At 65.6% G+C, this 20,613-nt stretch carries 32 protein-coding genes and 2 pseudogenes; 23 read left to right on the forward strand and 11 right to left on the reverse strand.

The genetic code is table 11. The annotated features are described in order from the left end of the window. Window positions 1–12: 12 nt before the first annotated feature. From M5C96_RS11415 to M5C96_RS11435, 5 genes are read right to left on the reverse strand one after another with little or no spacing between them, the layout of a single operon-like run. A complete protein-coding gene (locus M5C96_RS11415; RefSeq protein WP_272569179.1) occupies window positions 13–177 on the reverse strand; it encodes a hypothetical protein in 165 nt (54 codons plus the stop codon). A 13-nt stretch (window positions 178–190) separates the two neighbouring features. Beyond that, a complete protein-coding gene (locus M5C96_RS11420) occupies window positions 191–1,192 on the reverse strand; it encodes a hypothetical protein (protein ID WP_272569180.1) in 1,002 nt (333 codons plus the stop codon). Between the two features lie 29 nt (window positions 1,193–1,221). Further along, window positions 1,222–1,530 (reverse strand): hypothetical protein, encoded by a 309-nt coding sequence (locus tag M5C96_RS11425; RefSeq protein ID WP_272569181.1) that lies wholly within the window; start codon window positions 1,528–1,530, stop codon window positions 1,222–1,224. Further along, window positions 1,527–1,805: a hypothetical protein gene (locus tag M5C96_RS11430; RefSeq protein ID WP_272569182.1), complete on the reverse strand. Its 279-nt coding sequence runs from the start codon at window positions 1,803–1,805 to the stop codon at window positions 1,527–1,529. Before M5C96_RS11430 ends, M5C96_RS11425 begins: the two co-directional genes overlap by 4 nt. 2 nt (window positions 1,806–1,807) lie before the next feature. After that, window positions 1,808–2,278, reverse strand: a complete 471-nt coding sequence (locus M5C96_RS11435; RefSeq protein ID WP_272569183.1) for a hypothetical protein — start codon at window positions 2,276–2,278, stop codon at window positions 1,808–1,810. 111 nt (window positions 2,279–2,389) lie between these two features. Here M5C96_RS11435 and M5C96_RS11440 point away from each other — a divergent pair, with 111 nt between their 5' ends. Further along, a complete protein-coding gene (locus tag M5C96_RS11440; RefSeq protein ID WP_272569184.1) occupies window positions 2,390–2,686 on the forward strand; it encodes a hypothetical protein in 297 nt (98 codons plus the stop codon). A 54-nt stretch (window positions 2,687–2,740) separates the two neighbouring features. On the opposite strand, the gene M5C96_RS11445 is transcribed toward M5C96_RS11440, so the two are convergent. Beyond that, a complete protein-coding gene (locus M5C96_RS11445) occupies window positions 2,741–2,989 on the reverse strand; it encodes a DNA-binding protein (RefSeq protein ID WP_272569185.1) in 249 nt (82 codons plus the stop codon). A 111-nt stretch (window positions 2,990–3,100) separates the two neighbouring features. On the opposite strand from M5C96_RS11445, the gene M5C96_RS11450 reads away from it, so the two are divergent. The 4 genes and pseudogenes from M5C96_RS11450 to M5C96_RS11465 all read left to right on the forward strand — a co-directional run. Then, entirely contained in the window at window positions 3,101–3,454 is a 354-nt protein-coding gene (locus M5C96_RS11450) for a helix-turn-helix domain-containing protein (protein WP_272569186.1), read from the forward strand. A gap of 37 nt (window positions 3,455–3,491) precedes the next feature. Beyond that, the gene (locus M5C96_RS11455) at window positions 3,492–4,475 is read left to right on the forward strand and encodes a hypothetical protein (protein WP_272569187.1); all 984 of its coding nucleotides are present in this window, start codon (window positions 3,492–3,494) and stop codon (window positions 4,473–4,475) included. A gap of 11 nt (window positions 4,476–4,486) precedes the next feature. Next, window positions 4,487–5,050, forward strand: a complete 564-nt coding sequence (locus tag M5C96_RS11460) for a hypothetical protein (protein ID WP_272569188.1) — start codon at window positions 4,487–4,489, stop codon at window positions 5,048–5,050. Between the two features lie 108 nt (window positions 5,051–5,158). Then, a pseudogene (locus M5C96_RS11465) lies at window positions 5,159–5,350 on the forward strand (putative holin); the annotation flags it as partial. 89 nt (window positions 5,351–5,439) lie between these two features. Here the strand turns inward: M5C96_RS11465 and M5C96_RS11470 are convergent. The 5 genes and pseudogenes from M5C96_RS11470 to tnpA form a co-directional block, all read right to left on the reverse strand. Beyond that, window positions 5,440–5,595 carry a hypothetical protein gene (locus M5C96_RS11470; RefSeq protein ID WP_272564825.1) on the reverse strand — a complete coding sequence of 52 codons (156 nt, stop codon included), beginning with the start codon at window positions 5,593–5,595 and terminating at the stop codon, window positions 5,440–5,442. Window positions 5,596–5,601: 6 nt separating this feature from the next. Next, window positions 5,602–6,183, reverse strand: coding sequence for a plasmid pRiA4b ORF-3 family protein (locus M5C96_RS11475; RefSeq protein ID WP_272563684.1), 582 nt, complete (start codon window positions 6,181–6,183; stop codon window positions 5,602–5,604). A gap of 2 nt (window positions 6,184–6,185) precedes the next feature. Next, a pseudogene (gene tnpC / locus M5C96_RS11480) lies at window positions 6,186–7,571 on the reverse strand (IS66 family transposase); the annotation flags it as partial. A gap of 148 nt (window positions 7,572–7,719) precedes the next feature. Next, the gene (gene tnpB / locus M5C96_RS11485; RefSeq protein WP_272563683.1) at window positions 7,720–8,067 is read right to left on the reverse strand and encodes an IS66 family insertion sequence element accessory protein TnpB; all 348 of its coding nucleotides are present in this window, start codon (window positions 8,065–8,067) and stop codon (window positions 7,720–7,722) included. Beyond that, window positions 8,064–8,465, reverse strand: coding sequence for an IS66-like element accessory protein TnpA (tnpA, locus tag M5C96_RS11490; RefSeq protein WP_272563682.1), 402 nt, complete (start codon window positions 8,463–8,465; stop codon window positions 8,064–8,066). Before tnpA ends, tnpB begins: the two co-directional genes overlap by 4 nt. Before the next feature lie 150 nt (window positions 8,466–8,615). Here tnpA and M5C96_RS11495 point away from each other — a divergent pair, with 150 nt between their 5' ends. The 18 genes from M5C96_RS11495 (at window position 8,616) to M5C96_RS11580 (ending at window position 20,545) form a co-directional block, all read left to right on the forward strand. Then, on the forward strand, window positions 8,616–8,711 hold the full coding sequence (locus M5C96_RS11495; protein WP_272569189.1) for a hypothetical protein: 96 nt from the start codon (window positions 8,616–8,618) through the stop codon (window positions 8,709–8,711). 2 nt (window positions 8,712–8,713) lie between these two features. After that, window positions 8,714–9,313: a transglycosylase SLT domain-containing protein gene (locus tag M5C96_RS11500; RefSeq protein ID WP_272569190.1), complete on the forward strand. Its 600-nt coding sequence runs from the start codon at window positions 8,714–8,716 to the stop codon at window positions 9,311–9,313. 2 nt (window positions 9,314–9,315) lie between these two features. Next, a complete protein-coding gene (locus M5C96_RS11505; RefSeq protein WP_272569192.1) occupies window positions 9,316–9,447 on the forward strand; it encodes a hypothetical protein in 132 nt (43 codons plus the stop codon). Beyond that, window positions 9,444–9,977 carry a hypothetical protein gene (locus tag M5C96_RS11510; protein WP_272569193.1) on the forward strand — a complete coding sequence of 178 codons (534 nt, stop codon included), beginning with the start codon at window positions 9,444–9,446 and terminating at the stop codon, window positions 9,975–9,977. The genes M5C96_RS11505 and M5C96_RS11510 overlap by 4 nt, the downstream gene beginning before the upstream one ends. After that, a complete protein-coding gene (locus M5C96_RS11515) occupies window positions 9,967–10,203 on the forward strand; it encodes a TraR/DksA C4-type zinc finger protein (RefSeq protein ID WP_272569194.1) in 237 nt (78 codons plus the stop codon). The genes M5C96_RS11510 and M5C96_RS11515 overlap by 11 nt, the downstream gene beginning before the upstream one ends. Then, window positions 10,200–10,631, forward strand: coding sequence for a hypothetical protein (locus tag M5C96_RS11520; RefSeq protein WP_272569195.1), 432 nt, complete (start codon window positions 10,200–10,202; stop codon window positions 10,629–10,631). Before M5C96_RS11515 ends, M5C96_RS11520 begins: the two co-directional genes overlap by 4 nt. Further along, window positions 10,628–10,942 (forward strand): hypothetical protein, encoded by a 315-nt coding sequence (locus M5C96_RS11525; protein ID WP_272569196.1) that lies wholly within the window; start codon window positions 10,628–10,630, stop codon window positions 10,940–10,942. Before M5C96_RS11520 ends, M5C96_RS11525 begins: the two co-directional genes overlap by 4 nt. A gap of 25 nt (window positions 10,943–10,967) precedes the next feature. Further along, on the forward strand, window positions 10,968–11,534 hold the full coding sequence (locus tag M5C96_RS11530; protein ID WP_272569198.1) for a phage protein Gp27 family protein: 567 nt from the start codon (window positions 10,968–10,970) through the stop codon (window positions 11,532–11,534). Continuing rightward, window positions 11,534–11,878: a hypothetical protein gene (locus M5C96_RS11535; RefSeq protein ID WP_272569199.1), complete on the forward strand. Its 345-nt coding sequence runs from the start codon at window positions 11,534–11,536 to the stop codon at window positions 11,876–11,878. The genes M5C96_RS11530 and M5C96_RS11535 overlap by 1 nt, the downstream gene beginning before the upstream one ends. A 186-nt stretch (window positions 11,879–12,064) precedes the next feature. Beyond that, the gene (locus M5C96_RS11540) at window positions 12,065–13,204 is read left to right on the forward strand and encodes a hypothetical protein (RefSeq protein ID WP_272569200.1); all 1,140 of its coding nucleotides are present in this window, start codon (window positions 12,065–12,067) and stop codon (window positions 13,202–13,204) included. A 4-nt stretch (window positions 13,205–13,208) separates the two neighbouring features. Beyond that, window positions 13,209–14,804 carry a DUF935 domain-containing protein gene (locus tag M5C96_RS11545; RefSeq protein WP_272569202.1) on the forward strand — a complete coding sequence of 532 codons (1,596 nt, stop codon included), beginning with the start codon at window positions 13,209–13,211 and terminating at the stop codon, window positions 14,802–14,804. 110 nt (window positions 14,805–14,914) lie between these two features. Continuing rightward, window positions 14,915–16,150 (forward strand): PBECR2 nuclease fold domain-containing protein, encoded by a 1,236-nt coding sequence (locus M5C96_RS11550; RefSeq protein ID WP_272569204.1) that lies wholly within the window; start codon window positions 14,915–14,917, stop codon window positions 16,148–16,150. Between the two features lie 17 nt (window positions 16,151–16,167). Then, window positions 16,168–16,737, forward strand: a complete 570-nt coding sequence (locus tag M5C96_RS11555; RefSeq protein ID WP_272569206.1) for a phage virion morphogenesis protein — start codon at window positions 16,168–16,170, stop codon at window positions 16,735–16,737. A 178-nt stretch (window positions 16,738–16,915) separates the two neighbouring features. Beyond that, complete coding sequence (locus tag M5C96_RS11560) at window positions 16,916–17,470, forward strand: hypothetical protein (RefSeq protein ID WP_272569208.1); 555 nt, start codon at window positions 16,916–16,918, stop codon at window positions 17,468–17,470. A gap of 249 nt (window positions 17,471–17,719) precedes the next feature. Beyond that, window positions 17,720–18,865: a phage protease gene (locus tag M5C96_RS11565; protein ID WP_272569210.1), complete on the forward strand. Its 1,146-nt coding sequence runs from the start codon at window positions 17,720–17,722 to the stop codon at window positions 18,863–18,865. A gap of 33 nt (window positions 18,866–18,898) precedes the next feature. Next, on the forward strand, window positions 18,899–19,309 hold the full coding sequence (locus M5C96_RS11570; RefSeq protein WP_272569212.1) for a hypothetical protein: 411 nt from the start codon (window positions 18,899–18,901) through the stop codon (window positions 19,307–19,309). A gap of 34 nt (window positions 19,310–19,343) precedes the next feature. After that, complete coding sequence (locus M5C96_RS11575) at window positions 19,344–20,237, forward strand: Mu-like prophage major head subunit gpT family protein (RefSeq protein WP_272569213.1); 894 nt, start codon at window positions 19,344–19,346, stop codon at window positions 20,235–20,237. 38 nt (window positions 20,238–20,275) lie between these two features. Next, window positions 20,276–20,545 (forward strand): HI1506-related protein, encoded by a 270-nt coding sequence (locus M5C96_RS11580; RefSeq protein ID WP_272569216.1) that lies wholly within the window; start codon window positions 20,276–20,278, stop codon window positions 20,543–20,545. Window positions 20,546–20,613 lie beyond the last annotated feature (68 nt).

Consider the following 20,613-nt stretch of genomic DNA (forward strand, 5'->3'; position numbering starts at 1 on the left):
GCGGCCCGAAGACTAGCCGGCCACGCTCTTGAGGTGCCGGTACATCGTCTGCACCGACAGGCCCAGGAACGCCGCGGCTTCCTGCACGATGGCCGTGGCACCCCCATGCTGGGCCGTGTCCAGGCGCCGGGCCGTCTGGCGCACGTAGTCGCAGGCTTCGGGGGAGAGTGCAGCCATGTCGTCCAACCCCTCAAGCGGCTGCATCCGCAGCCTCGGGCACTTGCATGAGGTACTGGCGCGCTTCGGCCAGGTCATCACCGAAGCGCTCGGCAAAGGCGTGCTGCGCGGCGCCCACCAGCTCCGCCAGGCGGTTCAGGCTGTCCTGCAGGCTCAGTGCCACCAGGGCCACGCTGCGCGGCAGCGGCGCCGGCTCCGTGGGGTCGTAGCTCTCCGCCTGGGTCACCTCATCCGTCCACCATTGCTCCAGCGCCAGCGTGGCCTGGTGGTGGGCTTCGATGCCGCTCTCGATCAGGGATTGGCGATCGGCGATCTCCCCTTTGAAGGGCAGGATGCGTTCGTCCAGGGGAACGACCACCGGGCGCTTGCCGGCGAGCTTCTTCTCGGCTTTGTCGGCGCGCTCGTCGGCCTTGGCGCGCTTCTCGTTGGCGAACTTCACATCCTGCTCGGACTGGCGCAGCCGCTCGCGCAACTGGCTGGCACTCAGACGGTCAATGTCGTCCATTTCGGAGAGGTTCTCCAGCACGTCATCGTCGTGGGTGACGAGTTCGAGGAACGCGCTGGCGCTCTTCACCTGGGTGCTCAAAAGTGCCAAATTGGCACTTTTGGACGTTTTGGCAGCTGCCTGCATAAAGCGAGCAGCGCTGCGATATCCGAAACCAAGCATTTCCACCCGTTGCTGAAACTCGCCATGGGGCGTCAACTCACGCAGCAAAAGCAAACGCTTGCCGCATTCCAGCAATGCCTCCACGCTGCGCCGCTGATAGAACCGAATCTCGTCCTCGATCGAGCCTACCGTCAGCGCACCCTGGTAGCCCAGTTCCTGCGCCATGGCCGCAGCCTTCGCTTCCACAACCTCTAGCGCACCGCGCGCCGCGGCCTCCTGGACCGCCATGTCGGCGGGAGTTGCGCCCACGAAGTCGGGTCCGCTCTGCTCGGCAGGGGGCAAGGCCTTGCGGCCTTTCTTGAGAAAGCGCTCTTCGATTTGAGCGTCGGACAGTTGGGGTCGTGCCATTGGGCTATTTCCTCTCTTGATGGGGTGATTCAGATGGCGCGCGTGTAGCGCTGGTCGATGTCGTCGATGCGCTGGCGCACACGGCGCATCTCGTCGTCATGGGCGCGGGCGAGCTGGATCAGCTTCGGCGTCAGGCGCCAGCACTCTTCGTTGCCGGGAATTCGCTCCGCCACGCCTTCGTCTGCCAGCAGTTCAAGGTCGCGCAGCGCCATGGGCGGCGAGACCTTTAGCGCCTCCGCCACTTGTTTCAGGCGCAGGCCGTCGAACGCATGGCCCTGCAGCAGCCAGAGCAGGCGCAGCGCGCGGCGCACGGGTTGGTGGTGCTGCGGGTTGCTCATGCGGGCACCTTGCGACCAGCCTGCAGCTGTTCCACGGCCTGGACTGCTGCCTCGGCCGCGGCGCGTTCCGCAGGGGTCGGCCCGTACCAGTGCTGGAACACCACGGTGCAGCCGCTCGGGTCGCGCGCCGTCTTCGTCAGCAACGGGCGGTCGGGGTTGGCCGCGCCGTGGTCCGTTGCCGGCAGGGAAAGGTGGTCGAACTCATCGCGCTTGACGATGCCGACATACACGTAGTCGGGCGTCATCACTCTGGCCCAGTTGGAATCGATGGTCATGGTCAAAGCTCCAGTTCCGGCGCGGCGTAGCGCGCCACGTTGTGGTGATGGAAGGCCACCTGCTCCAGGTGCGTGCGAAGCGCGTCCAGGGTGGCGGTGGGGTCGGCCGCAGAGGGATCGGCGTAGAACGCCGTCAGCAACTGCAGCGCGGCGGCGCAACTGCTGTTGACCGCCAGCAGATCGGCTTGGCCCACGTTGCGTCCCGTGGGCATGGGAATGGAAAGGCGCCCCGCTGCCGCGGCATACCAGTCGGTCACGTAGTGACACCCGCAGGCGAGCTCGTAGGCCGGCACCAGGATGGCCGGCATGCGGCCGGTGCCCAGCCACTTGTAGAGGCTGTCGTGGGTCACGCCCATTCGGTCGGCAATGCGTTCCACCGAAAGGTTCCGGCGCTCCTGTGCGAACTCTTTGCACAGGCGCAACGCATGCACCAGGCTGTTGGCGCGCAGGTGTTTCCAGTTGCGGCGGCTCATTGGAAGAACCTCCGCGAAGCGGCGTCCAAACAAATGCCGGCTGTGCCACGCGCCGCTACCGTTGGCGGGCCGTACAGTCCGGCACCAACACCACAAGCCAAGGGGCCAGCAATGGACAGCGACGAAGACTTCATCCGACTCAGCGACAGTGACGACGCGCTATACCGTGCCTTGGGCGTACTGGTCGCGCAGTTGCACCGAGCGCGAATCATTGAGGCCTCCGCGCTGACTTCGGAGATGCGGCAGTTGGCGAGCAAGATGGAGCGGGATGAGCCTGATCGTCCAATGAGTGCGCAGGGCTTACGCCAGATTGCGGCGTCGATTGATGGAGCGATTCCGGGTTGGGATGAACTGCGCGCTGTGCAAGACCTGTATCGCCCAGGTCTTCCATGCTCAAGGAGCCGGTGAAAGGGGCGCAGCGCAGAGCACGAGCGCCAGTAAGATGCTTACCGGACATACCGCTCATGCCGCCGCCAGCTGCATGCGGGGCTTGGCCTGCTGCCGCGAAACCTGGCCCTGTTTGAGGCCCAGTTCCACGGCGATGTTGTGGCTCTCGCCCCGCAGGCACTTGCGCTGGGGAGCGCGGTCGTCGTCGTTGACGATCATGCAAACCAGCGCGGCCGAATAGCCGCGCTGCTTGGCCCAGTCCGAGTAAGACCAGCCACGGCTGGCGAACTCGTTGCGGACTTGTTGACGGGTTTTTAGGGGCATGGTGGTGCGTCCTGCTTTGTTGTCACCAGTTGGCGCTGGTGATGTGGTGTGAAAACGTGTTGGATAAATTATGATGAACAAACGTGCAACTTTCAATATCAAGGTGAACGAATGAGCAACATTGGGCCGAGGCTGCGCAGTGAACGCGAGAGGCTTGGTCTGACCCAGGACGCTCTGGCTGACGCAGTTCAGGTGTCAAAGCGCGCGCTCATCAACTACGAAAAAGGCGATCGCAGCCCGGACGCAGATTTGCTGGCTGCCGCCGCATCTGTTGGCGTGGATGTGCTGTACGTCCTTACGGGTCAGCGCAGCCAACCGGCACCCGCGACGAGCGCTCTGACAGAGGGAGATCGCAAGTTGCTGGAAAACTTCCACGCAGCGCCCCAGCAGGTGCAGGCGGGGGTAAAGACCACGCTAGGCGCGTTCGATCCTTCGGCGGGCGCTCGGCGCGGAAAGGCCGCGTGACGCGGCTAACGAGAACTACATTTAAAGGGGGAAAAATATGTCTTTGCCGCTGCGCAAACGCACGGTGCATTTCTATGAAATCCACTTGCACTCGTTTACGAAAGCCGCCGTTAAGAATCCGTCGTGCGCTTCCCTAACGGATCTACTTAAACACTTCGCCTTGCTGGCCTCAGGCAGCAAGCTCCCGCGCACTGTTAGGCAATCCTCGCAGTTGCATACTGTTCTCGCTGACTGGAGTTACGATGAAAACAACAACTGCTATGAACTGTTGGTGAGTAAAGCCAACGCAGCGTTGTCGGACGTGGCTCTGCGCGACTTGGGGACAGCCAGACTACGAAGGGCGAATAAGACAAAAGTCGAAGGTATTGAGGTTTCTGCTCACGTGCTTATCCGCCCGAATGCGGACCGCAAGAGAGCAGCCCTACTATTGACGATGGGGGCTGGCGTATCGTCCAAAGACATCGAGGTGTTGTTAAGGCAACTCTCCCGGTTGGCCGCGAAAGATCCTCGCAGCAGGGCCCTCTTTTATTTCGATGAACCTTCTGGCGCCAGAGGGCCTGATGGCAAACCGCTGCAATACAAAGTTCAGTATGGTTTTGCAGCCTTTGGCCATCAAGGCCAAACCCTCGCGACTGCCCTGAGAACGGGGGAATTCGAGAGCATGGAATTGATCGCACACGAACAAGAGAAGTTCGATGCTGGCGGAAACTTGGAAATCGTGGAGCGGAGCATTGGCATTCAGGCCAAGCTTCCCAAAACGGTCACGGGCGCATCTGTCCGAAATGCAGTGCGTTCATTTCAGCAAACTCCCGATGGAGCCTTGTATGACAAACTGAGGCTTCATTACAAGACGGTTGCAGGCAAACGAACCAGCGCAGTTTTGGATATCAAGAACTTGGATGCTGCATTCACGCTCAAAGAACACATCGAGTTTGACTCGGATGTGGACGCACAACAGGAAAAGCTTGAATCTGTCATTCTCAGAGGCATGAAGCCGCTGTTGCAACTGGTACCCCTGTAAACGTAAACGACATGCTGGACCTTATCAGGCCCTTCTCATTCCTCACCATCAAGCATCCATCACGGTTACCGTTGTGGGTGAACTGGGTGTTGCCCGTCGTCCTGACGGCGCTGGTGATGGTTGGACTTTGGTTGCTGAAAACTCCAGTGAACATCTTCGGAGCGCAAGGTTTGCTTGAGCGTGTGCTCGGCTTCGTGCAAACATTGGCAGGCTTTTACATCGCGGCATTGGCCGCGGTCTCGTCTTTCAATAGCCCGCATCTGGATCGTGAAATGCCTGCTCCTGCTCCCACGATGTACATCAAGTACAACGGAGTCATGCAAAACGTGACAGCGACCAGACGACGTTTTTTGACGTCGATGTTCGCGTACCTCACCGCTTTGAGCATTGTCCTCAGCCTAGTGGCGATAGCCGTTCTAGTTCTTGCTCCTGCCATCACAGTGACTTGGCCAGACTCTGCAGCGAAGTTACATTGGGCTGGGCTTTTCGGGTTTCTTTCCGCACTTTTCCAGATGACGTGCGTTACTTTCTGGGGCCTTTTCTACCTTGGCGAACGCATGCTTACTCCAGATTGAGTTTCGGCGCTGAAAATAGGGTCCCGGTTCCCAATACACGAAACGCCCCTCTGCAGACACTGACGCCTTACCCCTCAAGGGGCCGTCACTGCCTGCCCAGGAGGGGCCATGCAACTCAGAGATTCCATCCCCGTTTGGCTGCGCGCGCCACGCAATTCGCTTTGGCTCGTCCTCGCCATCGTGTTGATCGCATTGATCGCGGCAATCGCCCCGCAAAAGCTCAGCCTCACGATCTACAAGTCTTCGCTCGTCGCGCTTGCCGCCGTCATGGGCTACTGGCTGGACCGGGCCCTGTTCCCGTATGCCCGGCCCGACAGCTACTTGCACAAGGACTGGCGCCTGGTAAGCGCCGTCTCAGCCCCCCTCTTGACGCGGGATCGACGGAAGAACTACAGCAGGTCGCTCTCACCGTCGCGACGCACGAGCATGGCCAGGCAGTTGCTGCCATCGGCGGCCGTGGCGACGCACTCGTGCGGTGGCAGCGCACCGATCGTGATGTCGCCGCCGTCCTCGATCAGGGCCTTGATGTAGTTCGTCCGAGACATCGTCGCTCAGACCTTGATCGCGGCGAGCCGGTCGTTGATCTCGATGCTGTCGAAGGCCAACGGGTCCCAGGTATCGGCACCGATCCATTCGACCAGGTTGTCGTGCTCGGGATCGTCAGGGTTCGCCATGGCCCGCACGAACTCCGCATAGCCCGGTGCGCCTCCGCAATCCTCCGGCGGCGTTGCACAGGCACCGCCGGCACAGAACGGGAGCACGAACTGCGGCATCGGTGCGATCTTCTTCTCGACCTTGATGCGGTGGTCCCAGTAGTCCCCGAAGTCGTAGACGTAGCTCAGCGTCGACCGGTTCAGGGCAGTGGTCAGTCGCGTGCTTTCGCTGGTGATCGAGCCAGGCTCGTCGTGCATCGGGTCTGGCGTGCCATAGCGCTCGCCGTCGCCAGCGATGAACTCGTGCAGATGCGAGTGGCCCCAGCCGAAGGCAGCCTGGACCACAAGATGCAGCTTGGCCAGGGTGATCGTCTCTGGCACCAGGACGCGGCGCCAGACCTTGGGCTTGGTGCCGCGCAATTCAATGTGCAGTTGCAGGATCGCCGCTGGTGCCTTGATCCGTTGGACCTTGCTCGCCATGCTCAAGCTGCTTGTCGTTGGTCTTCGGCGTGTCGGCCGATGTTCCACGGCAGCAACTCGTCGATGCGATTGATCGGATGGTCCGCAATGCGCCCGAGCACATCGCGCAGGTAAGCCTCGGGGTCGAGCCCGTTCAGCTTGGCCGTCTCCACCAGGCTGTAGATGGCCGCGGCGCGCTCGCCCCCAGCGTCCGAGCCCATGAACATGAAGTTCTTGCGGCCCAGGCTCACGCCGCGCAGCGCGCGCTCGGCGGCGTTGTTGTCGATCTCGATGCGACCGTCGTCACGGTAGCGCGTCAACGACCGGAGCCGTGTGAGCGTGTAGCCGATGGCGCGTGCGAGTTCCGACTTGGCACACACCTGCCCGAGCATCCCTCGCAACCAGGCGAACAGTTCCTCGAGCAACGGCCCGGCTCGCGCCTGCCGCTCCCGGCAGCGCTCATCCGGTGGGCGGCCGCGGATGTCGGATTCGATCGCATACAGCGCACCGATGCGCCGAAGGGCCTGTTCTGCAACCGAGCCCTGCGCCCGCCCCTGGCTCTCGTGCAGATCCCAGAATGGTCTGCGCGCATGCGCCCAGCACGAAGCCTCGATGACGTTGCCGTTTGCATAGAGCTTGGCGAAGCCGGCATACGCATCGGCCTGCAACACGCCCTTGAAGTTCTTCAGGTGCGCCTGAGGATGTTCACCCTTGCGGTCGGGCGAGTAACGCAACCACGCCGCGGGCGCGTCTGCACTCGCAGATGACCGATCGTCACGCACGTAGACCCAGAGCCGCCCGGTCTTGGTCTTGCCCCGCCCGGGCGAGAGCACCGCCACTGGCGTGTCGTCGGCGTGGAGCTTGGAGCCCGCCAGCACGTAGCGCCCGAGCGCTGCGACCAGTGGGTGCAAGAGCTTCTCGCTCTGGCCGACCCAGCCAGCCATCGTGGAGCGCTCGATCAGGACGCCCTCGCGTGCGTAGATCCGGCTCTGGCGGTACAGCGGTTGGTGGTCGCAATACTTGGCGACCAGCACGTGGGCCAGCAGCCCGGGGCCGGCCACGCCGCGTGCGATGGGCCGGCTGGGCGCTGGCGCCTGGAAGATCGATTCGCACGCCATGCAGGCGAGCTTGGGGCGCACGTGGCGGATCACCTTGAAGCGCGAGGGCACGTACTCCAGTTGTTCCGAGACGTCCTGGCCGATCTGCCGCAGCCGACCACCACATGCGCTGCAGCCGCAGGCCTGGCCGGCGGCATCGCGCCGCGCATCCGATGTCTCGGGCCGGTACACATGGTTCTCCCGCGGCAGGTGTGTGGGCAGGCTGCGGTCGAAGCCTTCGCTGTTGGCCGCTTGCGCCTTCGGTGTCTTGCCGACCGGTGCGAGTTCATGAGCAGTTTGAGCAGGGCGACTTCCGCGTCACGGGCCTGCACGACACGCAGCAGCGAGTCGACGGTGTGGGGTGCGTTGGCGGTGTTCGGCACGCCATCTACTATGCCATCGGACCTACCCGGAATCGACCGCGACCAGCGCGTTCAGAAGACGAATTCTTGAGCCCAGTTCAAGCTGCGAGCGCAGGCTGATCTGTGCGCATCGGCATGCGCCAGTCGATGCCTTCGAGCAGCATCGAGAGCTGTGCCGGCGTGAGCGAGACCTTGCCGCCTTGCGCCTGCGGCCAGACGAATCGGCCGCGCTCCAGGCGCTTGGCCAGCAGAAGCAATCCCTGGCCATCGAACCACAGCACCTTGAGCATGTCGCCGCGCCGGCCGCGGAAGACGAAGACGTGACCGCAGAAGGGGTTGGCCGCCAGCGCCGTCTGCACCATCGCAGACAGGCCGTTGAAGCCCTTCCTCATGTCGGTGTGGCCGGCAACGATCCAGACGCGGGTGCTCGTGGGAAGGCCGATCACGCCAGCGCCTTGAGCGTCTGCAGGACATGGCGCACGCTGGCTTCGTCGACTGCACCGCGCAATCGCACCCTCGCCCCGCCGACATCGATCTCGATGGTCCCGCCAGGCTGACGAGGCGCCGCCGCCGTGGGTGAAGGGCATGGCGCAACCGGAGCAGCTTCGATGGTGACGGGCAGCAACATCGGCGAGGGCTGCGGCGGCGCTGGCGTCTGGGGCTGCTCTTGCGTGCTCAGGTGCATCCGGCGCCATGCGAACAGCAGGTTCGAGTTGATGCCGGCCTGCAGCGCGACGGCGGCCACTGACGCGCCGGGCACCAGGCTTCGTGCGACCAGCTCGCGCTTGAACATCGGGCTGTGCTCGCGCCGACGGCGCTTGCTCGGGGTGTCTTGATCGTTCATTGATGTGCATTAGCGGTTCTTCATGCACACCATCGCAGCGTACATGGACCACCGAGCCTGCACATCAGCCCTCAGCAAAAACAGAGGGTACTAAGAAGACGCTTACGGCGCCTGGGCACCACAGAGCCCGAACATGACGCCGACTTTCCCGTGGTGCAGCCCTACCTGCGCGCCTTCTGCGCGGCGCAGTTGCGCCGGGCCATCGTGGTCGCCGCGGTGGTCATCGGCGTGGCCCAGGGCATCTAGCCATGCGCCGCCGCGTGCTTTGCTTGGCGCTGGCTGCAGCGTTCGCGCAGTGGCCTGTCGCCCGCGCCCAGGTGCCGGATGACGCCCTGCGCTACCGCTCCCTGCTGATCCGTGTGGCGCAGGCCGAATGGGGCCTGCAGGCGCCCGTGGCGGCCTTCGCTGCCCAGGTGCACCAGGAGTCCGCATGGAACCCTGATGCCGTCTCTCGGGTGGGCGCTGCGGGCTTGGCCCAGTTCATGCCGGCAACGGCGCGCTGGATGCCGTCGATCCGCCCCAACCTTGCCAACCCGCAGCCCTACAACCCCGCGTGGGCGTTGCAGGCGATGGTGGCCTACGACCGCTGGCTGTACGACCGCACGCCCGCCCGTTACAGCCCGCTGGATCGCATGCACGTGGCCCTGCGCAGCTACAACGGCGGCCTGGGCCACTGGCAGCAGGAAGCCGCCGCCACGGGCCTGCGCTTGCCCGATCGCCTGCAGGTCGATGCGGCTTGCGGGCTGGCCCGCCGAGCGCCCGTGCACTGCGCGGAAAACCTGGGCTATCCCCACCGCATTCTGGTGGTCTTGGAGCCGCGCTACGCCGCGTGGGGGCCTGGGCTATGAGCATGGCATTCCTGGTCTTGGCTGTGGGCTGCGTGCTGGCTATGGCGGCCAACGACGGGGTGTTTTTGGAAGCCGTGCTCGTGTTGAGCCTCATCGCCGTGGTGGTGTCTTGTGCGAAGGAGCACGCCGCATGACCAATCCACCCTATCGCCTCATCGGCATTGCCCTGCTGATCTGCGCGGCCATCTACGGCGTCAAGCGCTGGGAAGCCCGGCTCATCGCCCGCGGCGATGCCCAGGGCGCAGCCCGCGTGCAAACCGACTGGGACGCCCAGGAAAACGCCCGCAACGCCGCCACCGCCCGCGACAACGCCACCAAGTTCCGCAACGCCGAAAGAGTCGCCCATGAAGATGCCCAACGCGAGGCCAAGCGCCTGGCCCGTGATGCTGCTGCCGCTGGTGCTTTGCGCGGGTTGCGCGCCGAGATTGCCCGCCTCAACCAGCGCCCCGATCCCTACCCAGCAGGAGATGCCGGCCTTGCCGCCTGCACTCGCGAAGCCGCCACCGCCCGAGAGCTTCTCGGAGAAAGCAGCGCTGCGTATCAAGGGCTGGCAGAAGAGGCTGACGGACTCCGAGACCAAGTGACCGGCTTGCAGGACTTCGCCCTCAACGTGTGCCGCGCAGGACGGCCGGCCGGGCTGCAGGGAGTCGCTCTTGGCCGATGACATCGACCGCGCCAGCGAGCGCGAGGAAGAAGACCTGGCCATCGCACTGCGCGAGCAGGCGCGCCGCGCGGGCCTGGCCGGAAAGACCCTGGCCGACTCGGCCACGGTCTGCCAGCAGGCCGGGTGCGATGAGCCGATACCACTGGTGCGCCGCCAGGCGCTGCCGGGGTGCCAGCTGTGCGTGGACTGCCAGGCACGGCGAGAAAGAACCAAGGGACGGCGATGAACATACAAGTGGACTTTTGGCAGTTGGTGGGCCTGCTGGTGGCCTTCCTGGGCGCTTGCGGTGCTGGCGGTGGGCTGCTGCTCAGTCAGGTGCAAAAGCACTTGGACGAGCGCTTCGCGATGCAGGAAAAGATGCGCGAGGAACGCTCCGCGAGCCAGGACAAGGCCCGCGAAGACCAGCACAAGCAGCTGACCGTGCGGCTCGATGGCCTGGAGCAAGTAAACCGCGACGAGACGCTGCAGTGGCAGCGCGTGGAACGGGAATTCTTGAAGCACATGGCGGAACTGCCCGTGAAGTACGTCATGCGTGACGACTACATCCGGGGCCAATCGATCATCGAAGCCAAGCTCGATGGGCTGGCCGGCAAGCTGGAAAACGCCCAGCTGCGCGCCGTCATCAACCACAACCAGGGAGCCTCCCACCTATGAACCCCGCCATTGACCAGGCACGCATCCGGCGCGAAGCATTGCGCTGGCTTGTCCTGCTCACACTGAACAACGCCCGCCCGATCGGCGCGTTCGAGGGTCCGATCCTTTCCGTTGCGCAGAGCGAATACCCGGACGCTACGCCCATCGAGCTGCGCCGCGAACTGGACTACCTTGCCGACCGCGAGCTGGTGCGGATCGACAAGCAGCCTTCGGGCAGATGGCACGCTGACCTCACGCGCTTCGGCACCGACGTGGCGGAGTACACCATCACCTGCGAGCCGGGCATCGCACGTCCCGCCAAGTACTGGTAGGCGTCGCATGGGAAGAAAGAGCACCGTGAGCCGCCTGCCGGCCGACATCAAGACGTACATCGAGGCCATGCTCGCCACGGGCGCGCAGACTCTCGACGAGATGATCGCCGACCTCCAGGAACGGTTTCCCGGTGAGGCGAGCGCGGGCCAGTTGCCCAGCCGCGCCGCGTTGCACCGCTATGGCTCCAAGCTGGACCGGCGCCTGGCCGCGATCCGCGCCAGCACCGAAGCGGCCAAGATCATCCAGGCGCACGCGGGCGACGACCAGGACGCCCGCAGCGGAGCGCTGACCGCGCTTATCCAGACTGAACTGTTCGAGGCCATTCTGGAGGTGCAGGAGGCTGCGGACGATCCCGAGAACCCCATCGATCCCGCCGAGCGCGTGGGAATGTTGTCGGCCGCGGCGAAGAACATCGCCACGCTCACCCGTTCGAGCATCAATCTCAAGGAATTCCAGTCCAAGGTGGAAGAAGCCACCCGACGCAAGATGCTGGCCGAGCAGCAGGCGAACCTGCAGAAGATCGCCAAGAGCCAAGGCATGAGCCAGGAGCAGCTTGATTTCTGGATTCGGGACTTCCTCGGGGTGCGCTGATGGCCGAAGTGATCCAGCCGCTGGCGAGCACCGTCCGCGTCGTCGAATGGGACGAGCTGCCGGCCCGTGCCCGATCGATCCCGGCCAACCTGAACCCGGTGGCCGAGGGCGTGCTGATGCTGCACCAGCGCCAGGCCGTGGCGCTCCCGCATTCGATCATCGCCATCCCGAAGGGCCGGCGGACCGGCATCACGTTCGCGGTCATGCTGCGCAAGACGCTGGTGGCGGCCGCCAGCAAGGAGGCCGGTGGCGATAACGTCTACTACATCGGCGACACCAAGGAAAAGGGCCTGGAGGCCATCGGCTACTGCGCCAAGTTCGCACGCGTGATCGCCAAGGCCTAGGGCCAGGTCTCGCAGATTGAAGAGTTCCTGTTCGAGGACCAGGACCCCGCCACTGGCAATACCCGCCACATCACGGCGTACCGAATCCGGTTCGCCAGCGGCTTCCAGATCTGCGCGCTGTCCAGCCGACCCGCCAACATCCGCGGCCTGCAGGGCCACGTCGTCATCGATGAGGCCGCATTCCACATGGACGTGCAGGGCGTGCTCGATGCGGCCACCGCGCTGCTGATCTGGGGCGGCCAGATCACGGTCATCAGCTCGCAGAACGGAAAGAACAACCCGTTCGCACAGTTCGTGAGAGACATCGAGGCCGGCCGGTACGGCGAGGACGCCGCGGTGTTCACGGTCACCTTCGATGAAGCGGTGGCGAACGGGCTCTATGAGCGCGTGTGCTGGATGAAGGGCAAGACCCCTACGGCCGAAGATAAGGCCAAGTGGTACGCCAAGATTCGCAATGGCTACGGGGTGCGCAAGGCGGCCATGCGCGAGGAGCTGGACGTGATCCCGCGCGACGGCAACGGCGTGTGCCTGCCCGGCGTCTGGATCGAGAACGCCATGACGCTGGAGCCCAAGCGCGTTCTGCGCCTGGCGCTGGACGATGACTTCTTGCTCAAGAGCCCGGCAGAGCGCGAGGCCTGGACGAAAGACTGGATCGAGCGCAACCTCGACCCCGAGTTGCGGCGACTGGACCCGCAACTGCGCCACGTATTCTCCCAAGACTATGCGCGGCATCGTGAATTTTCCGTCTGGGGCGCCATCTCGCTGGGGGCCGGCATGCGCCGCCAGCTGCCGCTGTGCATCGAAATGCACAAGGTGCCCTATGCCCAGCAGCGGCAAATTATTTGGCACGCGATCCAACACCTGCCGCGCCAGTGCGGCGGTGCCATGGATGCCACGGGTTCCGGCGAGACGCTGGCCGAGGAAACCGCCGACAAGTTCGGCCGCAGCCGCGTTCACCAGGTCAAGCTGAACCGGGGTTGGTACGGCACCTGGATGCCCAAGCTGGTTCAGGCCTTCGAGGACGGGGTGATCGAGATTCCGGCCGACCCCGATATCGCGGGCGATCTGCGTGCCATCGAGGAGGTGGACGGCATTGCCATGGTGACCAAGGCCCGCCGCAAGGACATCAAAGACCCTGACCTGTACCGCCACGGCGACGCCGCCGTCATGCTTTGCCTTGGCTGGTTCGCCACGCTGCATCTGAGCGCGGCCTTCGACTTCATCCCCGTGCCCGCGCTGCCGCGCGGCTTCGACAACCTCGGCGCGGAAGGCGAGGACCAGGACGACGACCTCCTGGCCCACGCAGAAGCGCACGCCACCTGGTAGAGCCATGGCAACCTCCCGCATCCTCGGCCCTGACGGCCAGCCCATCACCACGCCCGACCTGAAAGAGCCGCAGACCTCGCGGCTCTTGCACTTGCAGGGCGAACTGCAAAGCCACCCCACGCGCGGCCTCACGCCGACCCGGCTCGCGCGCATCCTGGACGCAGCGGAACAGGGCGACCTCACTGCCCAGTTCGAGCTCTTCGAGGACATGGAGGAAAAGGACGGCCACATCGCCAGCGAGATGAGCAAGCGCCGCCGTGCCTGCGTTCTGGACTGGGAGGTGGTCGCGCCTCCCAACGCCAGCACGGCCGAATCCAAAGCCGCCGAGCAGCTGGGCGAGCTCATGACCGAGATTCCGGATTTCGAGGACATGGTGTTCGACGTGACCGACGCCATCGGCAAAGGCTTTGCCTGCCTGGAACTGGAGTGGCACCGCGTGGAACGCTGGTGGGTTCCCAAGACCATCACGCACCGCCCGCAGAACTGGTTCAGCCTGCACCGCGGCTACCGCCAGGAACTGCGCCTGCGCTCCAACACCACCGAGGACGGCAAGCAGGGCGAGGCCCTGCAGCCCTTCGGCTGGATCACGCACGTGCACAAGGCCAAGAGCGGCTACCTGGAGCGGTCGGCGCTCTTTCGGCAACTGGTCTGGACCTACCTTTTCAAGAACTACTCCGTGGGCGACCTGGCCGAGTTCCTGGAGATCTATGGCATCCCCCTGCGCGTGGGCAAGTACCCGGCCAGCGCGAGCGAAAAGGAAAAGGCCACCCTGCTGCGCGCCCTGGTGGGCGTGGGCCACAACGCCGCGGGCATCGTGCCCGAGGACATGGTGATCGAGTTCCACAACGCGGCCACGGGCGACCCGAAAGCCTTCGAGCTCATGATGAGCTGGTGCGAGAAAAACCAGAGCAAGGTGATTCTGGGCGGCACGCTCACCAGCGGCGCCGATGGCAAGAGCAGCACCAACGCGCTGGGCAACATCCACAACGAGGTCCGCATGGACCTGCGCGACGGCGACGTACGCCAGTGCAATACGACGCTGAGCCGTGACCTTGTCTATGCGATCGCCGCCCTCAACGGGCTGGCCCCGGGCGGCATGCGGCGAGCCCCCCTCATGCGGCTCAACGCGCAAGAGCCTGAGGACCTCACGGCGTATGCCGACGCGCTGCCCAAGCTCGTGGCCATCGGCGTGCGGCCCACCGTCCAGTGGGCCCACGAGCGGCTGGGCATTCCCGTGGCGCAGGACGGTGAGCCGGTGCTTGGCATGCCTGCCGCTCCGTCGCTGCCTGTGCCTGCGGTCCCGACCGGCACCGCGGCCACCACGGCGGTGGTGCCGACCGGCCAGGCCATGACGCGGCCACCTTCGGCGCTCATGCAGCCCCAACTGGCGCAGAACGTGGCCCCGGCCGTGGCGGGTTGGATCGACCAGGTGCGCGAGCTCGTGCAGCGCGCGCAGTCCCTCGCGGAAATCCGCGATGGCCTCGATGCGCTGCTGCCTGGCATGACCCTGGACCAGTACGCCGCAGCCATGGCCGAGGCACTGAGTGCCGCCCAGCTCGCAGGCCGCTACGAGGTGCTGCAGGAGGCCGCCAATGCCTAACCCTGACATTGGCCGATTTAAGCCCGGTCGGCGAGCCGCCGCCCCCGTCGCCCATCCTCGCGCGCCGACAGGCGCTGTAAACGCCTATAAACGGGTTTGCCGGGGGTCCGGTGGCTGATGCAGCCTACGGCAGTCTGCCGTTCCGCGAACAGGCGGAATTCTTTCGCCGCAAACTCAACCTGCCCACCGATGGCTGGACCGACCTCTACAACGGCGAACACGACTGGTCCTTCGTCGTGGCCGGCGCCAACCGGGATGCGATCGTGGCCGACTTCCGCGCCGCGGTGGAGCGGGCCATCTCGGGCCGGTCCACGCTGGAGGACTTCCGCAAGGACTTCGACCGCATCGTGACCACGCACGGTTGGGACTACAACGGCGGGCGCAACTGGCGCAACTGGCGCAGCCGCGTGATCTACGACACCAACCTGTCCACCAGCTACGCGGCCGGGCGCTGGCAGCAGCTGCAAGCGGCGCCGTACTGGCAGTATGAGCACCAGGACTGGGTGGAACACCCACGGCCGATCCATGTGAGTTGGAACGGTATCGTCCTGGAGAAGGGCGATCCTGCCTGGGAGGTCATGTTTCCGCCCAACGGCTGGGGATGCCATTGCAAGGTGCGCGGCCTGTGGCTGCGAGACTTGGTGCGCCTGGGCAAGTCCGGCCCCGACCAGGCGCCCACCTTCAACTACGTCGAGCGCACCATCGGCCAGCGCAGCCTCAATGGCCCGCGCACGGTGCGCGTGCCCGAGGGCATCGATCCTGGCTTCGAGTACGCACCGGGCGCGGCCCGCATGCGCAGCGCTGTCCCGCCCGAGCGTCCCGGCCCCCTGGTGCCAGGCAGTGCGGGCGGGCCCGGCGTGCCCAACCGCGGCCCGGTCGATCCCCTGCCACCGCCGCGGCTGCTGCCGGCCTCCGAACTGCTGCCCGCGGGCCTGGATGCACCCGCGTCCGTGGATGCCTTCCTCGGCGCCCTGGGCGTGGAGCCCAGCGCCCCGGCCATCGTGCGCGACGTGATCGGCGAGCGCGTCGTGGTGGGCCGCGACATGTTCCTGGACGGCCAGGGTGCCCTGGAGGCCAACGGGCGCGGCTTGCCTTTGCTGGCCCGCGCGCTGCTGGACCCCGACGAGATCTGGACGCGCGTGGAATGGTTCCCTGCGCAGGAGCGCGCGGTGGTGCGGCGCCGGTACGTTGCGCGGTTCCTGGTCGAGGGCGAGCCCGTGCCATCCCTGGCCGTGTTCGAGGTCGGCGCGGACGGCTGGAGCGGGATCACCGTTTTGCAGGACGCAGCCCAGGCCGCGGACGATTGGCGCATCGGCGCGCTGCTGTACCGGCGCGAAGCGCTCTGACGAAAGGCGGGAGAGACATGGCAGGCACCCAGATCACGATGACGGTGGAAGACCGGCTGGCCCGCGCAATGCTCGTGCGCCAGGCGCTGCCCTCCACCGGCCCGCTCGCCCCGCGGCTGGGCGAATACCTGCAGTCGTCCACGCAGGCACGCTTCAAATCGCAGACGGCCCCGGACGGCACGCCCTGGGCGCCGCTCAAACCGCGTTACGCCCGCCGCAAGAAATACCACCAGGACAAGGTGCTGACCCTGCGCGGCTACCTGCGCAGCGGCATCCACTATCAGGTCGTGGACGACAACACCGTGGCGGTCGGCACCAATGCGAAGTACGGCGCGATCCACCAGTTCGGCGGCGAGATCGACCAACCCGAGCGGGCCGCCACCGTGCGCTACCGCAGCGTGGCGGGCAAGGTGTTGTTTGCGGGCAAGAAGCACAAGACCGCCACCGAGCGGGCGGTAACGATCCCGGCGCACAAGGTCAAGATGCCGGCGCGGCCCTACCTGGGCATCAGTGCGGCGGACGATGCGGAGATTCGGGAGATCATTCGCGAGTGGGCGACTGAGCGCGGGCTGGGGCGGTCGGTGTAACCATGTCTAGGGGCGGCCAGGGCCGCGCAGGCTGGCAATGGGGTGTGTTGCCAATCACAACAATTTTGCGATGGCTTTGTAAGGGTCGAGCAAGGTCGCAAGGCGGTAATGCCGAGCGCTGGCGGGAGGCCGGCACGCTGCGGAACTGTGCCTGCGGCGTTTGCAGAAAAAAACGCCCATGCCCGACATTGCCCTTACCTGCCGCCGCGAAGGTTGCGGCACGCCCGTGGAGATTTCCGACGCGGGCACCATCAGTCATCTCATGTTCAAGCTGCGCAAGCTCTACCGTGAATCCACCTTGGCGGCGGATGAGGCGGCGCAGTATTGGGCGAACGTAGCCGCCACCTCGGACAGTTCGCTCGCTCCGCTGGCGCATGTGCCCGGTGTGTTCGCGGCCCTCTGGACGCCGGATGTGGCGCCGACCACCGCCACCGTACTGGGCGCGGCGGGTTACGGATTCGCGGCGCTGCCAAAGCACCTGATCCACTTCACGACGACGGCGGGGGCGGCGGGCATTGCGCGCACGGGCGTCATCCACGCGAGCCGGGCCGGAGCGAACGGGGTTTTTGGCCCAGGCGTGTATATGGCGAGACTCGGGCCGCCATTGAACATGATGATCAAGGAAATCGCGACAGTGCCGATTCATCTGCCCACACCGGCTGGCACGGTGCGCATCCTCCCTTACCTGGTCTATGTGCGCTGGGGTGGGCGCGGCCTCAAGATTGCGAGATGAAACCTCGCGGATTCGCCTTTTACGCCCGTTGGTTCAGTGCCGTCTTCGCCTGGACCTGCTGGGCTCTCGCCTATTTCCATTCGTGGTGGTGGCTGGTGCCATCGCTCATTCCGTACATGCTCTGCAACCGATTCCTTGGTGAAGTCAAGGACGACGGGGCGCCGTAGCGCGGCCACTGCGACTGCCGCGCGTCTCAGATAAGGTCCTGGTTCCCAAGACGCTAGGCCCGCCGCCGCCGACCATGGCGGCATGCCTTCCCCGACCACCCACCGTAGCGCCGTAGCCATCGCCGCCTGCACCTTCGCCGTGCAGTCGGCGGCGGGCGATGGGCTCATGCGCAGGGTCCAATTTTTCCCCGCAGGCGAATTTCGTTCGGGCGACGTGCGCCCCGAGGACGTGCCCGCCTGGCGCATCGATGCGGCCAGCGCCGCCGCCGTCATCCAGCGCTTCAACGCCCGCCAGAAGCCGCTCGTCGTTGACTACGAGCACCAGACCCTCAACAAGGAAAAGAACGGCCAGCCCGCTCCGGCTGCTGGCTGGCCGCGCTCGCTGGAATGGGTCGAGGGCGAAGGCCTGTTCGGCATTGTCGAGATGACGGCGCGCGCTGCTGCAGCCATCGACGGCAAGGAGTACCTCTACTTCAGCCCCGTCTTTTCCTACTCGAAGACCGACGGCACCGTGCTCGAAGTGCTGATGGGTGCGCTCACCAATGACCCCGGCATTGCCGGCATGTCCCCGCTTTCCCTCGTCGCGGCCGCCACGGCTGCATTCCTGCCCTTTGATCCGGAGACCCCCGTGAACCCATTGCTCAAGGCCTTGCTGGCCGCCCTCGGCCTGCCCGAGAACACCACCGAGGCGGCCGCTACGGCCGCTCTGACGGCCCTCGGCCCGCTGCAGCCACTGCAGGCTCGCGCCAGCGTGGCCACCGCCGCTTGCACGGCCCTGAGCCTGCCTGCAGATGCCACGGCCGATGCAGTCACTGCGGCATGTACCGGCCTGCGCACGGCCAGCGCGGCGGCAGCGCCTGACCCCGCCAAATACGTGCCCATTGCTGTCGTGACCGACCTGCAGACCAACCTGGCCGCCCTCACGGCCCGCCAGGCGCAGGCCGACATCGACGCCGCCATTGCGCCCGCGCTGGCCGATGGCCGCCTGCTGCCCGCGCAGGAAGCATGGGCGCGCGAACTGGGCAAATCCAACCTGGCCGCCCTCACGGGCTACCTGGGCACGGCCCAGCCCATCGCCGCCCTGACCGCCACCCAGACCGGTGGCCTGCCGCCCTCGGGCACCGCCAAGGGCAATGCGCAACTGTCCAAGGACGAGCTCGCCATCTGCACCGCGATGAACCTGACGCCCGAGCAGTACAAGGCCGGCGCCGCCGTAGCCGCCGCCTGATCCGGGCCACCCCTTACCACTTCGGGAATCACCATGGCAGCACTCACCCAAGACCGCAACACCCTGCGCCGCGACGGGACCCTCATCGAGCCGCCCGTCGCAGCCAACACGCGCATCTTCACCGGCGCGCTCGTCGCGATCAACGCGGCCGGCCTGGCCGTCCCCGGCAGCACCTCCGCCACGCTCAAGGGTGCGGGCTCGGCACTGACCTTCGCCGACAACACCCTCGGCACGGCCGGCGCGATCCGCGTGCGGGTGGACAAGCGGCCCGCGCGCTTTGCCAACAGCGCCGCCGCCGACGCCCTCACCCTGGCCGACCTCGGCGGGGACTGCTTCATCGTGGACGACCAGACCGTCGCCAAGACCAATGGCGGCAACACCCGCAGCCGCGCCGGCAAGGTGTTCGACGTGGACGCCGATGGCGTCTGGATCGACTTCCGCTGATCGCAACCCTGTTTCAACCGGAGCCATCCAGACCATGCAGATCAATCACAGCAACCTCGCCATCCTGAACCAAGCGTTCAGCGGCGCCTTCCGCGGCGCGTTGACCTCGGCCACGCCCATGTGGAACCAGGTCGCCACGATGGTGCCCAGCACCACCGCAGAAAACAAATACGCCTGGCTGGGCCAGATCACGCGCTTTCGTGAGTGGATCGGCGAGCGCCAGATCCAGAACCTGGCCCAGCACGACTACGCCATCAAGAACAAGACGTTCGAGAACACCGTGGGCGTGCAGCGCGAGGAAATCGAAGACGACCAGTACGGCATCTACACGCCCGTGATCCAGCAGCTCGGCCAGGACGCGGCGCAGCACCCTGACGAGATGGTCTTCAGCCTGCTCAATGCCGGCTTCTCGACCCAGTGCTACGACGGGCAGTACTTCTTCGACACCGATCACCCGGTCGGCGCGCCGGGCTCGCAGGTCAGCGTCAGCAACTTCCAGGGCGGCACGGGCACGCCGTGGTACCTGCTGGACACCTCCAAGGTCATCAAGCCCATCCTGTACCAGAAGCGCCGCGATTACGCCTTCACCTCCAAGACCAACCTGACGGACGAGAACGTCTTCAGCCGCAAGGAATTCATCTGGGGCGCCGATGGCCGCGGCAACGCGGGCCTGGGCCTGTGGCAGTTGGCGTACGCCAGCCGCGAACCGCTAGACATGCAGTCCTATGCCGATGCCCGCGCCTCGCACCAATCGCAAAAGGGTGACAACGGCAAGCCGCTGGTCATCCAGAGCAAGGTGCTGCTGGTGCCGCCCAACCTCGAACAAGCAGCCTTGCAGGTCGTCCAGGCCGAGCGCCTGGCCAATGGCGCCACCAACGTCATGCGCAACCTGTCCACCGTGGTCGTTTGCCCCTGGCTGACGGCCTGACCCCCGGCGACTGACTTTCCCCCCAATCGGAGCATCACATGGCAACCAAGCCGACCACCACCCGCCGCGGAGCGCAGCGCGCCGCGCCCCTCGTCACCAAGCCCGAAAGCGCGACCGGCAAGGGCCTGGCCGTCACTCCCAAAGTCGGTGGCTTCCGCCGCGCCGGCTACGCCTTCCCGGACGGCGAGACGGTCATCCCCCTGGATGACCTGGACGACCGCCAGTACGCGCAGCTCACCACCGAGCCGATGCTGGTCACGTACCTCAAAGACCTCGAAGCCTCTCCCGACACGGCCCCGGCCACCTGACAACCACCAGCGAAGCGAACGGGCGCGAGCCCTTACCGCCAACCTCTCAGCCGGGGCTGGATAACGGG

Source organism: Acidovorax sp. GBBC 1281 (assembly GCF_028473645.1).
In the GTDB taxonomy this organism is placed as follows: Bacteria; Pseudomonadota; Gammaproteobacteria; order Burkholderiales; family Burkholderiaceae_C; genus Paracidovorax.